The organism is Bacteroidota bacterium (genome assembly GCA_025059945.1).
GTDB lineage: Bacteria > Bacteroidota > Rhodothermia > JANXDC01 > JANXDC01 > JANXDC01.
This window is the reverse complement of the sequence record JANXDC010000002.1, coordinates 15,994-34,835: the sequence shown is the minus strand read 5'-3', so window position 1 is coordinate 34,835 and position 18,842 is coordinate 15,994. Positions and strand designations below refer to the sequence as shown.

The 18,842-nt window shown below is 62.6% G+C and carries 18 protein-coding genes; 7 read left to right on the top strand and 11 right to left on the bottom strand.

Features of this window, described 5'->3' with window-relative positions:
* Positions 1 to 446 precede the first annotated feature (446 nt).
* The 4 genes from NZ993_01050 (at position 447) to NZ993_01035 (ending at position 3,084) form a co-directional block, all read left to right on the top strand.
* Entirely contained in the window at positions 447 to 965 is a 519-nt protein-coding gene (locus tag NZ993_01050; GenBank protein MCS7154384.1) for a hypothetical protein, read from the top strand.
* 83 nt (positions 966 to 1,048) lie between these two features.
* Positions 1,049 to 1,555 (top strand): hypothetical protein, encoded by a 507-nt coding sequence (locus tag NZ993_01045; protein ID MCS7154383.1) that lies wholly within the window; start codon positions 1,049 to 1,051, stop codon positions 1,553 to 1,555.
* Positions 1,556 to 1,663: 108 nt separating this feature from the next.
* On the top strand, positions 1,664 to 2,533 hold the full coding sequence (locus NZ993_01040) for a hypothetical protein (GenBank protein ID MCS7154382.1): 870 nt from the start codon (positions 1,664 to 1,666) through the stop codon (positions 2,531 to 2,533).
* A 128-nt stretch (positions 2,534 to 2,661) separates the two neighbouring features.
* Entirely contained in the window at positions 2,662 to 3,084 is a 423-nt protein-coding gene (locus tag NZ993_01035; protein MCS7154381.1) for a hypothetical protein, read from the top strand.
* A gap of 1,046 nt (positions 3,085 to 4,130) precedes the next feature.
* Here the strand turns inward: NZ993_01035 and NZ993_01030 are convergent.
* The 7 genes from NZ993_01030 to NZ993_01000 form a co-directional block, all read right to left on the bottom strand.
* Entirely contained in the window at positions 4,131 to 4,652 is a 522-nt protein-coding gene (locus NZ993_01030) for a hypothetical protein (GenBank protein ID MCS7154380.1), read from the bottom strand.
* Positions 4,649 to 5,398, bottom strand: a complete 750-nt coding sequence (locus NZ993_01025; GenBank protein MCS7154379.1) for an SDR family oxidoreductase — start codon at positions 5,396 to 5,398, stop codon at positions 4,649 to 4,651. Before NZ993_01025 ends, NZ993_01030 begins: the two co-directional genes overlap by 4 nt.
* A 29-nt stretch (positions 5,399 to 5,427) precedes the next feature.
* Positions 5,428 to 6,909, bottom strand: coding sequence for a Xaa-Pro peptidase family protein (locus NZ993_01020; protein MCS7154378.1), 1,482 nt, complete (start codon positions 6,907 to 6,909; stop codon positions 5,428 to 5,430).
* 104 nt (positions 6,910 to 7,013) lie between these two features.
* Complete coding sequence (locus NZ993_01015) at positions 7,014 to 8,549, bottom strand: DegQ family serine endoprotease (protein ID MCS7154377.1); 1,536 nt, start codon at positions 8,547 to 8,549, stop codon at positions 7,014 to 7,016.
* Between the two features lie 149 nt (positions 8,550 to 8,698).
* Positions 8,699 to 9,169 carry an Hsp20/alpha crystallin family protein gene (locus NZ993_01010; protein ID MCS7154376.1) on the bottom strand — a complete coding sequence of 157 codons (471 nt, stop codon included), beginning with the start codon at positions 9,167 to 9,169 and terminating at the stop codon, positions 8,699 to 8,701.
* Positions 9,170 to 9,183: 14 nt separating this feature from the next.
* Positions 9,184 to 9,552: an Hsp20/alpha crystallin family protein gene (locus NZ993_01005; protein MCS7154375.1), complete on the bottom strand. Its 369-nt coding sequence runs from the start codon at positions 9,550 to 9,552 to the stop codon at positions 9,184 to 9,186.
* A 134-nt stretch (positions 9,553 to 9,686) separates the two neighbouring features.
* The gene (locus tag NZ993_01000) at positions 9,687 to 10,631 is read right to left on the bottom strand and encodes an alpha/beta hydrolase (GenBank protein ID MCS7154374.1); all 945 of its coding nucleotides are present in this window, start codon (positions 10,629 to 10,631) and stop codon (positions 9,687 to 9,689) included.
* Positions 10,632 to 10,697: 66 nt separating this feature from the next.
* On the opposite strand from NZ993_01000, the gene NZ993_00995 reads away from it, so the two are divergent.
* On the top strand, positions 10,698 to 11,642 hold the full coding sequence (locus NZ993_00995) for a PorV/PorQ family protein (protein ID MCS7154373.1): 945 nt from the start codon (positions 10,698 to 10,700) through the stop codon (positions 11,640 to 11,642).
* Here NZ993_00995 and rpoN read toward each other — a convergent pair.
* Positions 11,637 to 13,226, bottom strand: a complete 1,590-nt coding sequence (gene rpoN, locus NZ993_00990) for an RNA polymerase factor sigma-54 (GenBank protein ID MCS7154372.1) — start codon at positions 13,224 to 13,226, stop codon at positions 11,637 to 11,639. The genes NZ993_00995 and rpoN overlap by 6 nt on opposite strands.
* Positions 13,220 to 13,801 (bottom strand): DUF3109 family protein, encoded by a 582-nt coding sequence (locus tag NZ993_00985; GenBank protein MCS7154371.1) that lies wholly within the window; start codon positions 13,799 to 13,801, stop codon positions 13,220 to 13,222. Before NZ993_00985 ends, rpoN begins: the two co-directional genes overlap by 7 nt.
* A 241-nt stretch (positions 13,802 to 14,042) precedes the next feature.
* Here NZ993_00985 and NZ993_00980 point away from each other — a divergent pair, with 241 nt between their 5' ends.
* Entirely contained in the window at positions 14,043 to 15,137 is a 1,095-nt protein-coding gene (locus NZ993_00980; protein MCS7154370.1) for a VWA domain-containing protein, read from the top strand.
* The gene (locus tag NZ993_00975) at positions 15,134 to 16,666 is read left to right on the top strand and encodes a magnesium chelatase (GenBank protein ID MCS7154369.1); all 1,533 of its coding nucleotides are present in this window, start codon (positions 15,134 to 15,136) and stop codon (positions 16,664 to 16,666) included. Before NZ993_00980 ends, NZ993_00975 begins: the two co-directional genes overlap by 4 nt.
* A gap of 73 nt (positions 16,667 to 16,739) precedes the next feature.
* Here the strand turns inward: NZ993_00975 and NZ993_00970 are convergent, their stop codons facing one another.
* On the bottom strand, positions 16,740 to 18,086 hold the full coding sequence (locus tag NZ993_00970; GenBank protein MCS7154368.1) for an OmpA family protein: 1,347 nt from the start codon (positions 18,084 to 18,086) through the stop codon (positions 16,740 to 16,742).
* Between the two features lie 122 nt (positions 18,087 to 18,208).
* Positions 18,209 to 18,703, bottom strand: coding sequence for a flavin reductase family protein (locus NZ993_00965; protein ID MCS7154367.1), 495 nt, complete (start codon positions 18,701 to 18,703; stop codon positions 18,209 to 18,211).
* Positions 18,704 to 18,842: the final 139 nt, after the last annotated feature.

Sequence of the window (18,842 nt, the reverse complement as noted above, 5' to 3'; positions counted from 1 at the left end):
ATAGCGGTAAGTTCCGCGGATAACGTCTACATATGGCTAGGAGGCGTGCTCCGCGTGCATGCGGGGGCTTCCACGAGCAGCACCAACATCTTGACGATTAGCTACACCGTTACGATTCCGTAGGGGAGGTTCTGCTTCGGCTGTGGTTTTGAAGAGGCCCGCCTGATGGCGGATCTCTGCTTTCTTGGCCAGACCCGAGACTATGTGGACTTTCTGGATCGCTGTTGGGCTGCGGCTAGGCGTGAGCGCGCCGCTTGTGGCTCAAATCAGCCTTTATCCCTTAGCCGTTGCGTTGCATCCGCGTACGGGGGCGAGCAGCGTAGAGGTTCGCAATACGGGCTCTGAACCTTTGGAGGTGGTCGTGTCGCTGCTGTTCGGCTATCCCACCTCGGATTCCCTGGGCGGGCTTTCAATGGAATATCCTCAGGAGGCGGCTCGTTCTCCGTTTGGGCGCTGGGGATCTTACTCCCCACCTGCGCTTTTTTCCCCAGCGTTTCAGGCTAGAGACGGGGCAAAGTCAGACGCTTCGGTTTTTAGCCCGGCTTCCGGCTGAAGCCGGAGCAGGAGTCTATTGGACCCGACTGGAGGTGCGCGGCACCCCGCCTCCTAAGCCCCTGGCACGGTTGGAGGAGGGGGAGATCCAAGCCCAAATCGTCGGCAGCCAAAACGTCATCATCTACCTTCGACGCGGATCCGTGGAGGCTCGCCCAGAGCTTGAGGCGGCGGAGGTGTGGGCACAAGGGGACGCTTCGTATCTGCGGCTGCGCTTGCGCACGGCCGCCTCTGTTCCGGCTATCGGGACTCTGCGTTGCCGGCTACGCGACGGAGCCGGCGTCTCGGTAGCAGAGGCTCGGGAGTACGTACCCATTTACGGGACGCTTACTCGGCTTTACCGCTTTTCGCTTCGGCAGCTGCCCCCGGGCTCGTATACTCTAAGAGTACGTAGCCGAACGACCCGACCTTAAGCCTGAGGACCTGATCCCTGCAAGACCGCTTCGGCAGCGGGTTGTGCTGTATCTGCGAAGATGAAGGGCCCTTTCTGTTCGCGTTGACCTTGTGGGGGACTTTCGCCGTCACCCCCTGGCTTGGGGCGCAGCCTCGCCGCGAGGCCGAGGTGCCTCTTGAGCTGGACCTGTCGAGGGGCGAGCCGGCGATACTGCTGGCGCGGTCTGTGCGGGAAGGCTCCCTGCTGATCCCTTTGCGAGCCTTTTTGGAAGCCCTTGGGGTTTTTCTTGTGCAGGGTGAGCCGGAAACCTGGTGCGGCCACATTCAGGAACGGCGGTTTTGGTTTTGCCTGGATCCCAGACGCAGGCGTATCACGACTCGGCGCCAGTCCTTTATGGCCTCCGAGGCGGAATGGCAGCTAGAGGGCGAGGAGCTGTTTGTTTCCATCCCCGTCTTAGAGCGCCTGTTAGAGGCGCGTTTAGAGCTCGATATGCAGGGCCTGCGCCTGCGCATCATCCCACAGGGACCCGTTCCGCCGGCCTTGGTGAAGGCCCATCTGCGAGAGCTCAAGGAAACAGGCTTAAACTGGGAGTTTTTGCCGTCCTGGTAACCCCCATATATTCCCCGCAAACTCTGGCAGCCGGGACTGCTTGAGTACACCTTAAGCTGGGAACGCGCGGGGAGGGCGCCGAGGCCACGTGCGCTCTGGCGCGCGGGGGTGCTGCTGCTAGGAGGTGATTTAGAGGCCTCGGGAATCGTTCAAGCTGAGCCCCGCTTTCGCATGCTGCGAAGCGATTTAGAGGAACTACGCTGGCGCTGGAGCTTTCTCCGGCCCTGGCTGCGGCAAATCACCGCGGGAAGCTTCCCGCTGCCTTGGCTGCCGAACGCGACAGTGCGCGGGCTGTGGGTGCAAAACACGCCACCCTATCTAGAGCGCGGCCGGGGTTGGGTAACGGAGGAAGGCTTTTGGCCTCCCGGGACGCGGGTCGAGGTCTACCAAAACGGAATCTTCATCGGCCGGGTACGGGTGCCCCAGGATGGACGTTTGCTTTTGCGCGTCCCCTTACTAGAGGGCGCAAACGAACTGCGCCTGCAGGCTATCACTCCAACCGGAGAGCGGCTGCAGGAGACCATCAGCCGGACGATCCCCTACTATCTGCTTCCTTTTGGGGCCTGGCGCTATGAGCTGATAGGCGGCCTGTTACATCCGGAGTCCTTACCCGTTTTGGGAGCCCGCCTTGCCGCTGGCCTTGGGCCGCAGCTTACGCTTCAGGCGGGCCTAGTACGGGTCTGGAAATCCGCAGGTGGGCCGCTATCGACCGCCTATTGGGGCGCCTTAGGCGCGGCGCTGGGGTCTTGGGGGCTATGGCAGGCCGAAGCGCTCTGGCCGTTTCGGTATCAGAGCTCGATCCAGCTAAGGGGGTCCAGAGGGCTTCTGACATCGGCCTCCTGGCAGGGGAGCTGGCGTCTGTGCCGCACAACGCGCGGCATAAGCAGCAGTACGGCACGGCCAGCGCTTCCGTTCCGATTCGGTTCGGGCGGCTCACACTCACCCCGTGCTTGGCGGGGTCGTTTGTCGGCTTCTTAGGCCAACGTCTGTTTGCGGTCCATCCCGCGCTTTTCTTCGCGACCCCCCTTGGTTCGCTTCAGTCGGCCTACTGGCGACGATGGGTTGGGCCCCGGCTTGGCGGGTCCGGACAAACGTTAGAGGGACCCTTGAGCCTGCACCGAACCGTAGCCGGAGGTCCGATGTATTTGTCGGCGCACGTCCAGTACGCCCCCGCGTCCTGGACCTTAGCGCTTGCGGGCTTTCAGCTGAACCTACCTTTTGGCACTTCAGGAGGAGTGCGGCTTTCCGGAAGCCGATTCTCTGACGGCTCTCGGCAGATGGGGCTTAGCTTGGCCCTTTCCCTGGGCTCCTGGGCTCGCCTGTGGGGGCAGCGCCATCGGCTCTGGAGCCCCGCCCGCGGCGCAAGCGAACGCGAGCACATCGCTCTGTCCGGGGTTCTGCTCTGGCTTCCCGGCGGGGGTTATGGCCTCGAAACAGTCCGCCGGGAGGGGGGTTCTGGATCCAGGGCTTTCCAGATCAAAACGGCAACGGCCGCTGGGACACCGGCGAAAGTGAGCTCCCCGGAATAGAGGTACGCTCGCGGCCTGCGCTTTCCGTTCAGACCCGCCGAAACGGGCTCATCCTATGGGGTGCGAGCCCGTACGGGGTCTATCAAACCGAGCTTTACAGCCAGATCTTGCCCTCCTATCGACCCCGAGCGCCCCTCTTGCCGCTCGTTGCGCCCCCGTATGGACTGATTCCAGTGCGCGTGCCCCTGGAGCCCACAGCCGCGTTGCAGGGAGAGGCCTGGATCGAGCTAAGAGGTCAGCGACGCGCCCTGCCGGGTCTTGTGCTGCACCTACTGCAGCGCGACGGGAGCCATCGGTTTACGCTGAGCACCTTCCACAGCGGCCACCTTTACCTGGAGGGGATACCCCGCGGCGCTTATGAAAACTCAAGCCCGATCCGGAGCAACCGGCCCGTATCGGGGCGTATTTGCAGAAGCCCATTTTGCTGCAGATCGATCCGTCGCGCCAAGCGGTCTTCACCGCGAAGTGCGGTTACTCCCCCTAGCCGGCGAACCAGCCTCTGCCCCCCTGGAGCCGCAAAAGGAGCTCCAGCAAGCGTCCCTGCGGCCTTACCGGTGTGTAGTACAGCTTGGTTCCTTTCGATCCCCAGAGGCCGCGCGCCGCCATCTAGAGGGGATACGAGCCCGCTGGAGGGGCCGCCTTCATGTTGTGGCGCGTCCTGAGGCTGGGCTATATGCGCTCTGGACCGACACGCTGAGTTCAGACGGCCCTTCAGGAGCGCCTGCAGACGCTGCGCGCCCAAGGTATAGAGGGCTTGGGGATTCGGCTCGCACAGCCCTCCGCAAGACAGGGGTTTTCTGTGGCTTCGGGGGCCTTCCGAACCCTAAAGCCCGCCCGCGCCCTGGCTGAGCGGCTCGCTAGAGCCCTCAGGACGGTCTGCGTTGTCGATTTTCGGCCGACAAGCGGGTTTTATGTGGTCCTTACCGTGCCCCTGTCCTCGCGACAAGAGGCCGAGCAACTGCTAGCGCGCGTTCGGCTTAGTGGCGAGGTCCCGAACGCCTACCTTGTTCCCGTAAGCCTGGATGCGTGGCGGCCTCTTTATCGGACTAGGAGCTAAGGACGGCGCGGCCGATGGAGCGCACAAGCAAACGCCAAGCGGGCCAATCCGCCGGATGGAGCGTCTCCTGTTCCCCTGCCTCAAAATACAGATGCAGGGCCCCATCCGGATCCAGACGAGCCCCCTTTAGACGCCGGAACCGAGGCGCACGTCCGCAGAGCACATCCCAGACTCGCTCATAAGCCACCCAACCCGGACGTACGCGCAGCCGAGCAGGGCGCAAAAAGAGCATCCCGAGCGCCCCTAACAACCCCGCTATGGATGGCAACACCAGGAGGGCAAGCCAGAGCCCAGGGCGCAGTCGGCCCTCCAGAGCCCATCCCAAGATCAGCAGCATGCCCAAGGGGGCTAACCACCGCAGGGCATGCGCAGAAGCAGAGCGCCAAACCCCAGCCCAAGAGAACGCCTCTTGGTAGCGGCTCTGAAACGTGCGTTCACTGGCACCCGCTGCGGACGCTTCGCGTCCCGGGTCGCTTATGGTAGTAGCCCTCGACCTAGGATGCCGGCTCATACCAAGCTGCGGCCGCCGTCTACATGCAAGACGTGCCCGGTCAGGAAATCGTGCTCAAGCAGAAACCGCACCGCCGCCGCAACCTCTTCTACCGTGCCGGGCCGGCCCAGGGGGACATCCCGGGCGAACTCCTCGGGCTTCACCACGCGCCCCGGTTCAGGCAGGATGGTGCTTGGGGCCACGGCGTTTACCGTAATTGAGGGGGCAAGGTTCTTAGCCAGCACGCGCACCATGAGGTTCAGCCCGGCCTTCGAGATCTGATACGGCAGGTAGGCGCGCCAGACGAGCTCGGCAGCCACATCGGAAATCGCCACGATCTTGCCTCGTATGCCGGCCGAATCGGGCTCTTGACGCAGCATCTGGCGGGCAGCCGCCTGAGCCAGAAAAAACGGGCCCTTGAGGTTGATATCGAGCAACGTATCCCACTGGGTCTCGGTTAGTTCCTCCCAAGGGGTTCGGAAGAAAACAGCCGCGTTGAGCACGAGCACATCTAGCCGTCCCCACAAGCTCCGGATGCGCTCCAGAAGCGTCTGCGCTTGCTCCGGATCCCGCGCATCGTAGGGCCAGGCCACGATCTTGCGCTTTGTCTCCTCGCGGAGCGCCTCGGCCAGCGCGTGCGCCTCGGCCTCGGATCGATAGTACGTAAAGGCGACTTCGCAGCCGGCGCGCGCCAGCATCTGCACGATGCCCCGTCCGATGCGCACCGCCCCGCCTGTGACGAGTGCAACTTTGCCCTCTAACCGCATTGAGGCGTTAAAGCGAAGCCCCGCATGAATCAGCGCCCAGTGGTCGTAGGCGCTCGCAGCATGCGCTCCTCTAGTCTGGGATAGCGTTCTAAGATCCCTTCTTCTCGCATGAGGCGCTCGATGGCCTCAACATCCATGGGCAGCGCCTCGGAGACGATTTCTACTCCGCTCTCCGTGATGATCACTACGTCTTCAAGCCGGATGTACAAGCTTTCCTCGGGCACGCGCAGGGCGGGCTCGATCGTAAAGACCATACCCGGCCGCAGAGGGCCCGTATAGCGACCTACGTCGTGGGTGGCCATCCCCAGCCAATGTCCTAGCGTGGTGTGGGGGTTTTGGGCCGACTCTTTGTAACTGGCCACAAAGGACTCCGCGGCCCTCCGATAATGAGGCCGGGAGAACCGGCTTGCGGCGAGTATGCGCTCCATCTCGGAAGCAGCTTCCTGCTTGATCTCCTGCGCCGTGCGACCCGCTCGGATAGCCCGCAGGATAGCCCGGTAGCAGGCCAGGTAGAACGTGTATAGCTCTCGCTGCTCGGGGCTAAAACGCCCATCTACGGGCCAGATGCGCGTAACATCGCTCATATAGTAGCCCACATCCGGTGCGTAATCCATGAGCACGAGCTCCCCGGCCTGCATTTGTCGCTTGCCTGCGTGGTAATGGGGATACCAAGCATTGGGGCCGCTGGCCACGAGCGCATAATAGGCATCCCCTTGGGCTCCGTGACGACGAAAGATGAACTGAGCCAGCGCCTCAAGCTCGTACTCGTACTGTCCGGGCTGCGTGGAGCGCATAGCCTCCCGAATGGCCTCCATGGCCAGGCGCGTGGCCTTGCGCACGAGCTCTAGCTCTCGGGGGCTTTTGATGAGCCGTAGGCTATCGAGTATCGGGGATAGGTTTCGGATCTCCAGCTGCGGGAAACGCATCCGAAGCAGCCCTACAAAATGGCCTTCGCGTGAAGGGCGTCCGTCCCAGGGGTCTGAGGCCCAGTCCGCTATGGTGCGCAGGGCGATGTCGCGGCTCGTGGCGAGCCCCTCGGCGGGATCTAGCGGGGTGTAGAGCACCCGGACCCCGCGCAGCACGTAACGAGCCAGATGTTCTGCCAACAGCTCAACCCCGTATACGGCATCTATCCCGCTCAGACGCTGCACCAGCTCCCCATCCTCGGCTGAGAGTACGCGACCCTCACTGCGCTCACGGGCTTCGTTGCGATGGGGTAGATACAGCATGGCCCGCTGCACGGAGCCGTCCAGAAGCAGGTACGCATGGGGGGTCTCAACCCCGCAGAGGTAATAGAAGTCATTCGCCTGCCGGAAGCGCACATACCCCACGGGACTGGGCGCGCCCGGCAGCAGAGCGATGGCCCCGGAGCCAATGGCCTGATACAAGCGCGCGCGGCGTTGAGCGAATTCCTCCGGGGGAAAGTCCGACGTAAACAGCGGCGCCCCCACCTGAGCATGCGCCAGCGCGGCGCATACCTGCATAAGCCCCAGAAACGGAAGCCAACGCATGGCTTATCTCCTCAATTCGCTCCCCCTAATCTAGGAGCTGGCCCACACCCGCATCAAAAAAGGCCGCCAGGTACACCTGGCGGCCTTGCGGCGAGCTCGGTTCGTCACGATACGGACAGGGCCACGTACAGGTAGTTCGATCCCTGGCGAAGGCGTAGCAACACGACATCGCCTGAGCGCACAGCGGAGAGCGCGCGCTCAAGATCCCGCATCGTGCGCACGCTCTGTCCGTTGGCCTCCACGATCACCATGCCGGGCCTGAGGCCCGCCATTTCCGCTACGGAGCCCGATCGGACGGAGGTGATGACCACGCCTTCGCGATCTGAGCCCAGCCGGTAGCGCTGGGCCAGCTCATCGGTGAGGTTCTGCGCGCTAAATCCTAGCTTATCAAGCAGCGCTCCTCTTGAGCCAGGCTCCGAGGAAGGACCCTCGGATCCACCACCGGAATCTTCGGCTCCAGCCAAGAGGTTAGGATCCAGCGTGCCTAGGGTCACGTGCACCTCCTGGCGACGACCGTCACGCAGGATGCTAAGCGTGACACGCGAACCCGGACGGCTAAAGGCGATGCGGTTACGCAGATCGGACTCGTTCTCAACGGGCTGACCGTTTACGGCCAAGATCACATCCCGAGGCTTGATACCGGCCCGCTCCGCGGGGCTTCCCGGAGCGACTTGGCTCACCAACGCCCCTTGCGGCCGCTCCAGCCGCAGCGCGCGCGCTAGCTCCGGCGTAATGCGCTGGATCGTCACCCCCAGGTAGCCGCGCTCGACCTTGCCTTTCTCCAGGAGCTGCTCCATGACCCAACGGGCCATGTTGATCGGGATCGCGAAGCCGATCCCCTGAAAGCCGCCTGTGCGGGTGGCGATGGCCGTGTTGATCCCCACAAGCTCGCCCCTCGTGTTCACCAAGGGGCCCCCGGAATTGCCCGGGTTAATGGCCGCGTCGGTTTGCAGGAAGTTCTCGAAGGCCCGGCCGTCCTGGATGATTCCCGTGCGGCCCTTCGCGCTGATGATGCCAGCCGTAACCGTGTGCTCTAGGTTCTCCGACAGGGGGCTGCCGATGGCCAGCACCCATTCGCCTACCCGCAACCGGTCGCTATCGCCGAGCGGCAGCGTGGGCAGGCCTGTGGCGCGGATCCGCAACACAGCCACATCAGTGGCCGCATCGCGGCCCACGACTTCGGCGTCGAAGACGCGCCCGTCGTACAACCGCACGCGCAGCCGCTCTGCGCCCTCCACGACGTGGTTGTTGGTCAGCACCACACCGTCGGAGCGCATGATCACGCCGGAACCCAGACCGCGGGCGCGCTGCTCTCCTTCCGGCACATCGAAGCGAAACCAGTTTTCAAACGGCGTCCCCTCAAAGGGATTCAGGAAGCGCGGCGCACGCACCACACGTTCGGCCGTGATCGTCACCACCGAGGGTACTACCGACTCGGCCACATCAGCAAAGGCCTGACTGAGATCGGTAAGCGTTTGAATCCGGCGCTCCGGAATGCTCACGGTTCCGTTGTCCGCTGCATGGGTGCGCTTGACCTCCACCCATCCGGTATGCAGGCTCACAACGGCCGTTACCAGTAGACCGGCCAGGAAGCCGGCTAGGGCCAACAACCAGGCTGATTTACGGGTGCGGGTGTGCATTGGGAGGTCTCCTAATGCTTCGGTTCGTCCTCTACATAAACGCACTACATCGCTTAGTTATTGCATCCGCCGGCCCGAAAGATCCCAGAAAAAAACCCGGCGCCACTCGAAGGCGGGCCGGGTAGTGCCGTGGCAGCCCTAAGCGGAGACTACTTAATCACGATCTGCCGGGGCTGCTGCGCCTCGGGCTTCGGGATCGTGATCACGAGCACCCCATTGCGGAAGCGCGCCTCAACGGGCTTGCCGTCAGGGGTGAAGGGCAGCACGAACGTGCGCCGGAACGTCCCGTACCAGCGTTCGGCCCGATGCACACGGGCCTTCTCAAATTTCGGATCCGGCTTGCGCTCGCCCTCCAGCGTAAGCTGATCCCCCACGAGGGTGATCTTGATGTCCTCTTTGCGAAGACCGGGAAGCTCGGCGCGGATGATGAACTCCGAATCCGTGTCGAAGACTTCCACATTCGGCACGCGCCCTGAACGCGCCCAGCCGAAGGTCTGCTCCCAAAGCGCGTCTATCTCGCGCACCATCCGGTCGATGTCGCGCGCAATCGAGCGCGTCCAATCCGGAGCGAACGGATCGCTCCACAGCGTCGGCAGCATCGTGCGCACCAGTGTCGCCATAGCCTATACCCTCCTTACTTGATTTCAATCGTCCGCGGCTTGAGCTGCTCCCGCTTACCGATGCGGAGCTCCAGCACCCCGTCCTTGAGCTCGGCCTCCACGTGATTGGGGTCCACATCATCGCCCAGAACGAAGGTGCGTTGATACCGGTACCCGCTCTGGCCCAGATGCCGCTCCAGGAGCGGATCCTCAACACGGGCCTCCAGGCTCAGGCGGTTCTCCTCTAGCCGCAACGTAAGATGCCCCTTCTCTACTCCAGGCAGGTCGAAGAGCGCCACATAGGCGTCCTCCAGTTCGTAGATGTCCACCTGGGGGGAGAGGGTAACGTAGCGCATCTCAGTAGGTTCTACCGCCTGAACCTCTTTCTTGACTACCTCTGCCATGGCCGCATCCTCCTTTGTTCTTTCGCCTGAGTCGTTCGCACACACCATGCCAAGCTCAGCTGGACGCGGATTTCGGGGAAGCGTGAACAGGCTAAAAAGACAAGCTGACAGGGGGTTTGTCGGTTTGGCAGCAGTTATTCAGACAAAAATGTCCAAAAAGCGATCAGAGCCCGGGCCACCAGTCCGGGGGCTTCTTCAGCGGGCAGGTGGCCCGTGCGGCGTACGGTCGCCTCATATACGACGGGAAACAGTTCCCTTAGGCGATCCCGCTCCCGGATGGGCACAATGCGGTCCGCTTCGCCCCAAAGCAGAAGCACCGGAGCGCGCACCCCTCGGAGCCGCTCCGGGGCGAGCGCGTTGCGGCGACTGTCGCGCAACATGCCCAGAAGAGCCGACTCCCAACCCGGGGTCTTTAGGGGTCTTCGGTAGCGCTCCAGGCGCTCGGCGCTGAGCGCAGAATCCGGCTGGTAGTAGGCCAGCCGAAGGGCGGCTATGGCCTCGGGGCCGGACAGGCTCTCTCGAATGCGCCGCTTAAGCAGCGTCGAGACGGGGGGCAGGCCTAAAATGAGCCGTCCTATGCCGGCGGGCCCCCGCGGCTCCGTAGCGATCGCCGGCGCGATAAGCGCAAGCGATCGGATCCGATCCGGAGCCAACAGAGCCAGGTGCGCAAGCACGCTGCCGCCCATGGAATGGCCCACCGCGTGCACCGCCTTTAGCCCCAACGCGTCCAGTAGGGCTACAAGCCTCCGGGCCTGAGCCGGGTGGCTGTAGTCGGCTCCGTTGGGCTTATCCGACAGCCCAAAACCTAGCAGATCCACGGCGTAGCATCGATAACCCCGGGCGGCCAGGCTGTCCAGAAGCGGCTCAAAGCTCACCGTGCTTCCCCCGAAGCCGTGCACAAGCAAAACAGGCTCGCCATGTTCAGGCCCAGCGGGGCGCACGTAGAGCCTGAAGCGTCCTGTCGAGAGGAAAAAACCCTCCGCGTCGGCGAGCATGCGCGGATCTACGCGGACCGACTTCGGCCCGGCGCAGCCGAGCAGACCCCAGATCAGCAGTGCGATCGCCGCGCGAGCCATCATCGCGAAAAGATACGCACCCCAGGCCTTGTTTAGCCTCTTGGGGCCCCGCTACTTTATGGACGTTGCATGATGCCACCGCGACGCCTATTGGCTTTGCTAGCGATCGGATGGGCGATCGTATGCGCCCCTCAAATCCTTGAGGCGCAACCCTTTGCGGCCCTGCGCCTTGAGACCTCAGCTCGGCTTTCGGCCCTCGGGGGGACTTCCGTAGCGCTTGGGCGCGGGGACCTGGCCGCGGCCTGGCATAATCCCGCTCTCCTTCCAGGGGAGGGCGCCCCTGAGCTGGGACTGGGATACGGTCGCCTGTTGGGCACGGTCGAGGTGTTCTGGTTGGGCACCTGGAGGCCGCTTGCGCCTCGGCAAAGCGCGGGCCTGCAGGCTCTGGTGCTGCACTACGGATCCATGGAGCGCCTGGACGAAGCGGGCCAAGCGCAGGGTCGCTTTACGGCTCTAGACGCCCTGCTGGGCCTGCAGTACCGGCGCACCTACTCCGATGCGTTGGAGACGGGCGCCGGGCTTAAGGTGCTTTACTCGGCCCTTGAGCGCTACACGGCCTTGGTCTTGGCCCTGGACCTGGGGGCCAGGTGGCGCCTGCCGCGCCAATGGACCCTCGCCGTGGGACTGCGGCATCTGGGATGGACCTTAAAGCGCTACACCGCTACCCCGGAACGGCCCGAACCTGAGGTGACGCTTGCGATCTCCAAACGACTTGAATACCTGCCGCTTACGCTGCACCTGGCCACTCTGGGTTCGGCTGAGGCGGAACGGATTTACGCACCCTGGGAGGATCTCGCATTCGGAGGGGAGCTAACCCTAGCCCCCAGTCTGCTGGTGCGCTTCGGCTACCGCATGCGGGAGCAACGGGAGCTTAGACACCAAAACCGGTTGGATATGGCGGGCCTGCGCTTGGGCTTCGGCCTGCAGTTTGGGCGCTTCGGGCTGGACTACGCGTATCGGTCCTTAAGCACCCCCGGCGGGATGCACCTTTGGAACTTACGCCTGGTCTTATAGCTCCCGACGCAGGCGCGCCACGGGAATGCCCAGCTGCTCCCGGTACTTGGTCACGGTGCGGCGAGCGATTTTGAGCCCGCGCTTGACAAGGATCTCGGCGATTTTGTCGTCGCTTAGGGGGTTGCGCTTGTCTTCCTGCTCGATAAGCTCCTTGATGAGGTTTTTGACCTCCCGGTTGGAGATCTCCTCACCGGATTCCGTCTCCAGGCCCTCGCTGAAGAAGTACTTCAAGGGAAAGGTGCCGAACTCCGTCTGCACGTACTTGCCGCTTACGACCCGGCTTACGGTCGAAATATCCATACCGATACGCTCGGCCACGTCTTTTAGGATCATGGGCTTCAGATGGCCCTCGCCATGCCGGAAAAAGTCCTCCTGCAGCTCCACGATCGCCCGCATGACCTTGAGCATGGTGTTATGCCGCTGGCGGATGGAGTTGATGAACCAGCGCGCATCTTCGATTTTCTTTTTGAGGTACTCGCGGGCCTCCTCGAGATTCGGGTCCTGACGGCGTCCAGGCTGCTGCAGCTCCTCCCACATCTGGCGATATTGGCGCGAGATGCGCAGCTCCGGCACGTTGCGCCGATTGAGGGTGACCACAAATTCGCCTTCCTGCTCGTAGACCTCGAAGTCCGGGGTGATGTAGTTGAGCTCTGGCGTTCCGTCTCCGTCTCCAGGCTTGGGGTTAAGGCGTTGCAGCAGCTGCCAGGCCTGTAGCAGCGCCTCTCGGGGGATCTCGAATTTGCGCAGGATCGCGTCAAAATGTTTGCGGCTGAGCTCTCCAAAGGCCTCCCGTACGATGCGCAGCGCCAGCTCTCGAGCGGGCGTGGACTCCGGGAGGGCCTCAAGCTGCACCTCCAGGCATTCTTTGAGCGAGCGCGCCCCTACGCCAACAGGATCTAGACGTTGGATCTGCTTGAGCACAGTTTCAACTTCGGCTTCGGAGACCTCTACGCCGTGCGAGAAAAGCAGATCATCGACGATTGAACTCAGCGGTCGGCGTAGGTAACCATCTGGATCCAAGGAACCGATGATTTGCTCTGCGATAAGCCGGCCTCGTTCGTCTAGATCCAAGTAGAGCAACTGCGCCTGCAGCCGTTCGATGAAGGTCTCCCGAGCGGGCGTGCGGGCCCATGGGTCGTCCTCTTCGTCGGGGTCTTCACCGCCTCGGGTCTGATAATACCGCTCCGGGTCCAGATCCTGACCGGCAAGCAGCTCCTCCCAGCTGTATTCGTCCTCAGAACGGGATCCGTCGGCGGCGGGCGTTTGCGGATCCCCCAAGGCCGCGGGCATGGAGGGCTCGGGAGACGACACGGGGGCAACCGAGACCTCCAGCGAAGTCTCCGATTCCGGCTCCTCTGGCTCGGGGACGAACGTTTCGGCGACCTCAAAGGCCTGCGCCTCTTCCTCCGTAAGCAGGAGCTCCTGCTCTTCCTCCGGCCCCTCTTCCAGGGCGGGGTTTTGCTCCAGTTCTGCGGCCACACGCTGTTCGAAAGCTAGCGTGGGCAGCTGCAGCAGCTTGATGTACTGGATCTGCTGCGGGGACAGGCGCTGCTGCAGGCGCTGTTGCAAGGACGTCTTCAGCATGGTGCTTCCTCCTCCGTAGCGTCCGCAACGGCGCGTAAGCGCTCATACCAAGCCAACCCCCACCGGCGCACAAGCGCTGACTGCAGAAAATCGATAAGTGCCACCCCTTCGCGCTCGCCGCGTCGGCGGCCGGCTTCGCAGATCGGCACCTGTTCGTAGCGGAGCACTTCCCGTCGACCGTTGGATTCGACGCGAATCGGGTAGAGGTGACATGATAGGGGTTTGCGAAACGAAATCCGGCCCTCCCAATAGGCCTGCTCCACGGCGCAGCGCGCTATGCCGTCCTCGAAGACGGCCAACACGCAGGCGCCCTCCTCCGGAGTGGTGCGCAGAGCCCAGCCCGCGCCATCGGGCTCCGCAAGCCCTTCCCGGCTGATCTCCCGCTGCGCTTCGGCTCGGAGGCGACCCCACAGGACGGGCAAAGCGGCCTCCAACGCGGCCAGCTCCCCAGGCTCCAGCGGCGCCCCGCCTACGCCCACCACGCAGCAGGCCCCCCGACAGGCCGGTAGATCACAGGCGAAACGAGCCCGCAGTACATCCAGGGAGACCTCAACCGTGCCCAGTTGGCGGTGCATATGTACTCAGCCCCCGATACTGCCGCTATTTAGCCTAGCGCGCTTAGAAAATCAACCCGTATCCTCTCTGCGGCCTGATTTTTGATGATCTCATCATCTCCCGTCCGGTTGTTTCCGATCTGAGCCCATCGTAGATTGACAGGCGAACTCTAGGTAAGTTTATCGGCTCATGGGGGATCCCCCCTAATAGTTCCCCCTACAGGGTCCGTCGGAGTTGACCGAAGGCAGGGCGCATCAATCCATGCACTTTCTTTACGAGGCCTGGAACGAAGCCCAACAGCGGCGGGAAAGCGCCTTCGGCCGTCTGTTCCGACTCTTTCAGGAGCTCCTGCTCCATACGGCCGGGGACGCGCAGGAAGCCCTGCATTGGCTTACCCAACTAGATCGGCATTACCGGTTGACAGACCCCGATTACGGAATCGGGGATTTTATCGAGGAGCTCCAAGAACGCGGCTACCTGCGCGAAGAGGAACCGGGCCGCGTTCAGCTCACCCCCAAGAGCGAACGCAGCCTGCGCCAAAGGTCCCTGGAGGAGGTCTTCTCCAAGCTGCGCAAACGCGGCCTGGGTCGACACCCCACCCCGCATCTGGGCCTGGGCGAGGAACCCCAGCCCGAGACCCGACCTTGGCAGTTCGGCGACAACGTGCAGCATATCGATCATCAAGAGACCTTTCGCAACGCCTTTCGCCGCTACGGGCTTGAGGATTTCAGGCTGGATGAGGAAACCATCGCCGTGCGCGAAACGGACCATCATGCGTCCACGGCTACGGTGCTGCTGCTGGATGTGTCGCACTCCATGGTCCTGTATGGGGAGGACCGCATCACCCCGGCCAAAAAAGTCGCCCTGGCGCTAGCGGAGCTTATCACAAGCCAATACCCTCAGGATAAGCTTGATATCATCGCTTTCGGTAATGAGGCCTGGCCCGTGGCGATTCGAGACCTTCCGTACCTGGAAGTGGGGCCCTATTACACGAACACGCTGGCCGCATTAGAGCGCGCACGCCAGATCCTGCGCCGCCGACGGGGGATGAACAAGCAGATCGTCCTCATCACAGACGGCAAGCCAAGCGCTATGTTCATAGGCGGCCGGCTCTACAAGAACCCCTACGGACTGGATCGGCGCATTGTAAACCGCGTGCTGGATGCGGCCATCCGATGCCGCAGGGAGCAGATCACGATCACGACCTTCATGGTCGCGCGCGATGCATACCTGCAGGCCTTTGTGCACGAGTTTACCCGTCTTAACCAGGGCCGCGCCTACTACGCAGCTCTGGACAAGCTGGGCGAGTACGTGCTGGAGGACTTTATCCGAAATCGTCGCAAGCGAGTCCGATGACCATACCCGACTACGACCGGCTTTTGCGCGTACGCACGCTGGGAGAGCTCAAGCGCTCCGGCTACCAGGTGTTGCCCGTAAAAGAAGAAATCCGACGCAACTTGCTTCGCAAGTTGCGCAAGGGGGAAACGCTCTTTCCCGGCATTCTGGGCTACGATCGGACCGTAATCCCGCAGCTTGTGCACGCGCTTCTGGCCAAACACGACATCATCCTGCTCGGCTTGCGTGGGCAGGCCAAAAGCCGGATCATCCGCTTGTTGCCGGAGTTCTTGGACGAATATGTGCCTGTTCTAGAAGGCTCCGAGACGAACGACAACCCCTTTGAGCCCATCTCCCGATACGGCAGGCGCCTAGTGCAAGAGGCCGGCGATGACGCTCCGATCGCGTGGCTGCATCGCAGCCAACGCTACGGAGAAAAGCTCGCCACGCCGGATACCACCATCGCGGACCTCATCGGCGATATCGACCCGATCAAGGCGGCCACCCGACGGCTTACGTACGCAGATGAAGAGGTGATGCACTTCGGCCTTATCCCCCGCATGAACCGGGGGATCTTCGCGATCAACGAGCTGCCCGATTTGGCCCCGCGCATCCAAGTAGGCTTGCTCAACATTCTGCAAGAGCGCGACGTGCAGATCCGGGGCTTTCCGGTCCGGCTGCCGCTGGATATTCTCATGGTCTTTTCGGCTAATCCGGAGGACTACACAAACCGCGGCAGCATCATCACCCCCCTTAAGGACCGGATCGATTCGCAGATTCTGACGCACTATCCGCGCTCTCTTGAGGTGGCGCTCGCGATCACCGAGCAAGAGGCCTGGACCGAGCGGGGGCTTGTGCGCGTGCACACCCCCCATATCTACCGAGAGATCATCGAGCAGATCGCCTTCGAGGCCCGTCAAAGTGAGTTCGTCGACCAAAAAAGCGGAGTCTCCACGCGCTTGCCCATCGCCGCATGCGAAAACCTTATCTCAAGCGTCGAGCGACGGGCCGTGCGCAACGGCGAATCGGAGGCCGCCGTGCGGGTATCGGACCTATACCACACCGTGCCCGCCATTACGGGCAAGCTGGAACTCGTCTACGAGGGGGAACAAGAGGGGCCCCTGGCCGTGGCCCGCCTCCTTATCGGCCGGGCCATCAAGGCGCGCTTTGTGCATTATTTTCCCGATCCCAACCGCAAGCCCGATGGCCGCCGCCCCTACCAGGAGATCCTCGATTGGTTCGCCCAAGGCAACACGCTTTCGCTACCCGACGACTTGCCACAACCGGAATACCAAAAGCGGCTCGAGTCCGTTCCGGGGCTTTCGGAGCTGGTCTGCCGTCATACGCGGCCCGGAAACGACCTGGAACGGCTAAGCATGATGGAGCTCGTGCTGGAAGCCCTGCATCAGCATTCGCTTCTGGGCAAGCGCGATCTGGACGATGAACACGCCTACGTGGACCTGGTGGGCACGATGCTAACCGGCCTTAGACAATCGGATGCAGATGCGGATGAAGACGACGAAGAAAGAAGTGGGAAGAGCCGTTGGTAGCATGGTTTAGCCTTCGGGCCCTCATAAAAGAGGCGGGGCGGATCGGATCCGCCCCGCCTCTTTTTTCTCAATGTCAAGGCGTACTCGGAGGTAGAGGCACGCTAATGGCCCTGCGCATCCAGCGGCAACCCGGACCCGGATCCTGCTCGGCCGGTCCGCAGCGCTGAGGGTAGAAGCCAAGCCCCCGAGCTGTGATGCGGGCCGGATCAATGCCCCGGCTTTCGTAATAGCGCCGTACGGCCTCAGCTCGGCGCTGGCTCAGGCGCAGGTTGTACTGGGCCGTGCCCACGTAATCGGTGTAGGCGTCGATGCGGACCATGTACTGCGGATTCTGCTGCAACAAACGCACGTTCTCATCCAATAGCCGCGCGGCCTCGGCGTCGATGTCCGCTTTGTCGAAATCAAAGAAGACCGTATTGAGCTCCGTAAGCGCAGGCGGCGGCGCGGGCCGAGCTTGAACCGTCAAACGAAGCCGACCCGATGTGCGAGCTTTACCGTCGGAGGCCTCTAGTTCCGCTGTGTGTGCGCCCACTTGGGCCTCCGTGGGCGTCCAGGTGATCTGCCCTGCGCCGTTGCCCAGATCCCGAAACTGCGCCCCTTGAGGCAGGGACAGAGCCCGCAGCGTAAGGGGATCCCCATCCGGATCAGAAGCCTGCACCGCGACCACCATGCGCTCTCCGACCATACCGGTCTGATCCGGCAGGCTGCGCCAAACCGGTGGGTTGTTCACAACAGGCGACGGAGGCGGCGGAGGCGGCGGCGGGGCGCTGCCTATGTTCAGCCGCAAGCCGGCGCTGTAGGTAAGCAGAGCGTCCCCGGTCAAAATTTTAGTGCCAAAGACGTCCTTCGAACCGGCGCTGTAGTTCTCCAGGTAGTCGCTCTGGGTGTGCCGGTACCCCACCTCCAAAAGGAGCGACAGTCGGCGCGATAAAGCAAATTCCAGGCCCGCCCCGATCGGCACCAAGAGCGTAACGGACCCATCGCGCAGCTTGTTGTCCCGGTTGTCGAAGGGTTGATAGTACAGAGCCCCGAGACCCAAAAAGGCGTAGGGGTTTACCGTGGCAGCCGGGGCGAAGCTGTATAGCAACTGGCCCTCAATGGGCAAAATCGTGGTATGAAAGGGCACCGTCGCCCCCCGGGGGAAGTTGCCGCCAGAGGGCTCATAGTGCGCCTCCCCATAGCCCAGCGCAAAACGCAACCCCAGGGTGCGGGAAAGCTCGTATCCCAGCTGTGCGCTTGCCATCCAGCGTCCCGTTACAAGCTGGAAGGCGTTACCGCCCACGGCGGTCCCAATACGATTGTAATCGCCCACGTAGGAAGGAAGTCCGACGTTCAGCCCCACCCACAGCTTGCGCTCCGTCTGTCCGTGCGTGATGGAGACTAGCGTAAAAAGCAAGGCGAAAACGCTGAGTGCACGCATACATCTGCCCTTTCTGTTGTGCCATACGATAACCGATCCCCCAGCGAAAGCGAGCGCACTCCTTGCGGGGTTTAAAATACGGCGCAGGGAATATAGCCGCAAGAAAAAGAAAACGGACTTTGCTACCCTGCGTAGCTCCAGCCCAAATCTGAGACCAGCAGCACGTCCTGAACGCGCGTGTTAGGCCGCTCCAAGCCAGCCGCCACCACCTCGCCGATCACAAGATCATGATCGCCCCCCGTCTGCACCCACTGCCGCACCCGGCACTCAAACCAGGCCGCCGCGCCCTCCAGAATCGGACATCCGGTAGCGGGCCCAGGCCGGTAGGCGATCTGAGCCATCTTATCGGGCCGCTTGCGCCGGCTTCCCACGACGCGCTGCAGCGCCTCGGCCCCCTCCTTGGTAAACAAGCTGACCGCGAAGACCCCGCTTTGGCGACATAGCTCGTACGAATACGCCTCCCGTTGCAATCCGAAAGCCACAAGCCGAGGTTCAAAGGAACACTGCGTCAGCCAGTTTCCCGCGAAGGCGTTGATCTCATCTTGATATCGGGTGCTGAAGGCAAAAAACGGATAGGGCAACAGCTGTAGCACCTCCCTCACGATATCCTGCGTCATGACGGCCCTCCTTGCCGTGGCTCTATAGGGAAGATATCCCGACAGAGGCGCTTCGCACAATCCCCGAAACGAGGGCCCCCAAAAGCAAATAGTTACACTTTTTCACTCGCTTGGCCGGGAAGCCCACCTCAAGAAGCGC

What these genes read in the sequence shown, in the direction of transcription:
- NZ993_01030 (MCS7154380.1), bottom strand. Translation starts at nt 4,652, where the DNA reads ATGAGCCGGCATCCTAGGTCGAGGGCTACTACCATAAGCGACCCGGGA.
- NZ993_01025 (MCS7154379.1), bottom strand. Translation starts at nt 5,398, where the DNA reads ATGCGGTTAGAGGGCAAAGTTGCACTCGTCACAGGCGGGGCGGTGCGC.
- NZ993_01020 (MCS7154378.1), bottom strand. Translation starts at nt 6,909, where the DNA reads ATGCGTTGGCTTCCGTTTCTGGGGCTTATGCAGGTATGCGCCGCGCTG.
- NZ993_01015 (MCS7154377.1), bottom strand. Translation starts at nt 8,549, where the DNA reads ATGCACACCCGCACCCGTAAATCAGCCTGGTTGTTGGCCCTAGCCGGC.
- NZ993_01010 (MCS7154376.1), bottom strand. Translation starts at nt 9,169, where the DNA reads ATGGCGACACTGGTGCGCACGATGCTGCCGACGCTGTGGAGCGATCCG.
- NZ993_01005 (MCS7154375.1), bottom strand. Translation starts at nt 9,552, where the DNA reads ATGGCAGAGGTAGTCAAGAAAGAGGTTCAGGCGGTAGAACCTACTGAG.
- NZ993_01000 (MCS7154374.1), bottom strand. Translation starts at nt 10,631, where the DNA reads ATGATGGCTCGCGCGGCGATCGCACTGCTGATCTGGGGTCTGCTCGGC.
- NZ993_00995 (MCS7154373.1), top strand. Translation starts at nt 10,698, where the DNA reads ATGATGCCACCGCGACGCCTATTGGCTTTGCTAGCGATCGGATGGGCG.
- rpoN (MCS7154372.1), bottom strand. Translation starts at nt 13,226, where the DNA reads ATGCTGAAGACGTCCTTGCAACAGCGCCTGCAGCAGCGCCTGTCCCCG.
- NZ993_00985 (MCS7154371.1), bottom strand. Translation starts at nt 13,801, where the DNA reads ATGCACCGCCAACTGGGCACGGTTGAGGTCTCCCTGGATGTACTGCGG.
- NZ993_00980 (MCS7154370.1), top strand. Translation starts at nt 14,043, where the DNA reads ATGCACTTTCTTTACGAGGCCTGGAACGAAGCCCAACAGCGGCGGGAA.
- NZ993_00975 (MCS7154369.1), top strand. Translation starts at nt 15,134, where the DNA reads ATGACCATACCCGACTACGACCGGCTTTTGCGCGTACGCACGCTGGGA.
- NZ993_00970 (MCS7154368.1), bottom strand. Translation starts at nt 18,086, where the DNA reads ATGCGTGCACTCAGCGTTTTCGCCTTGCTTTTTACGCTAGTCTCCATC.
- NZ993_00965 (MCS7154367.1), bottom strand. Translation starts at nt 18,703, where the DNA reads ATGACGCAGGATATCGTGAGGGAGGTGCTACAGCTGTTGCCCTATCCG.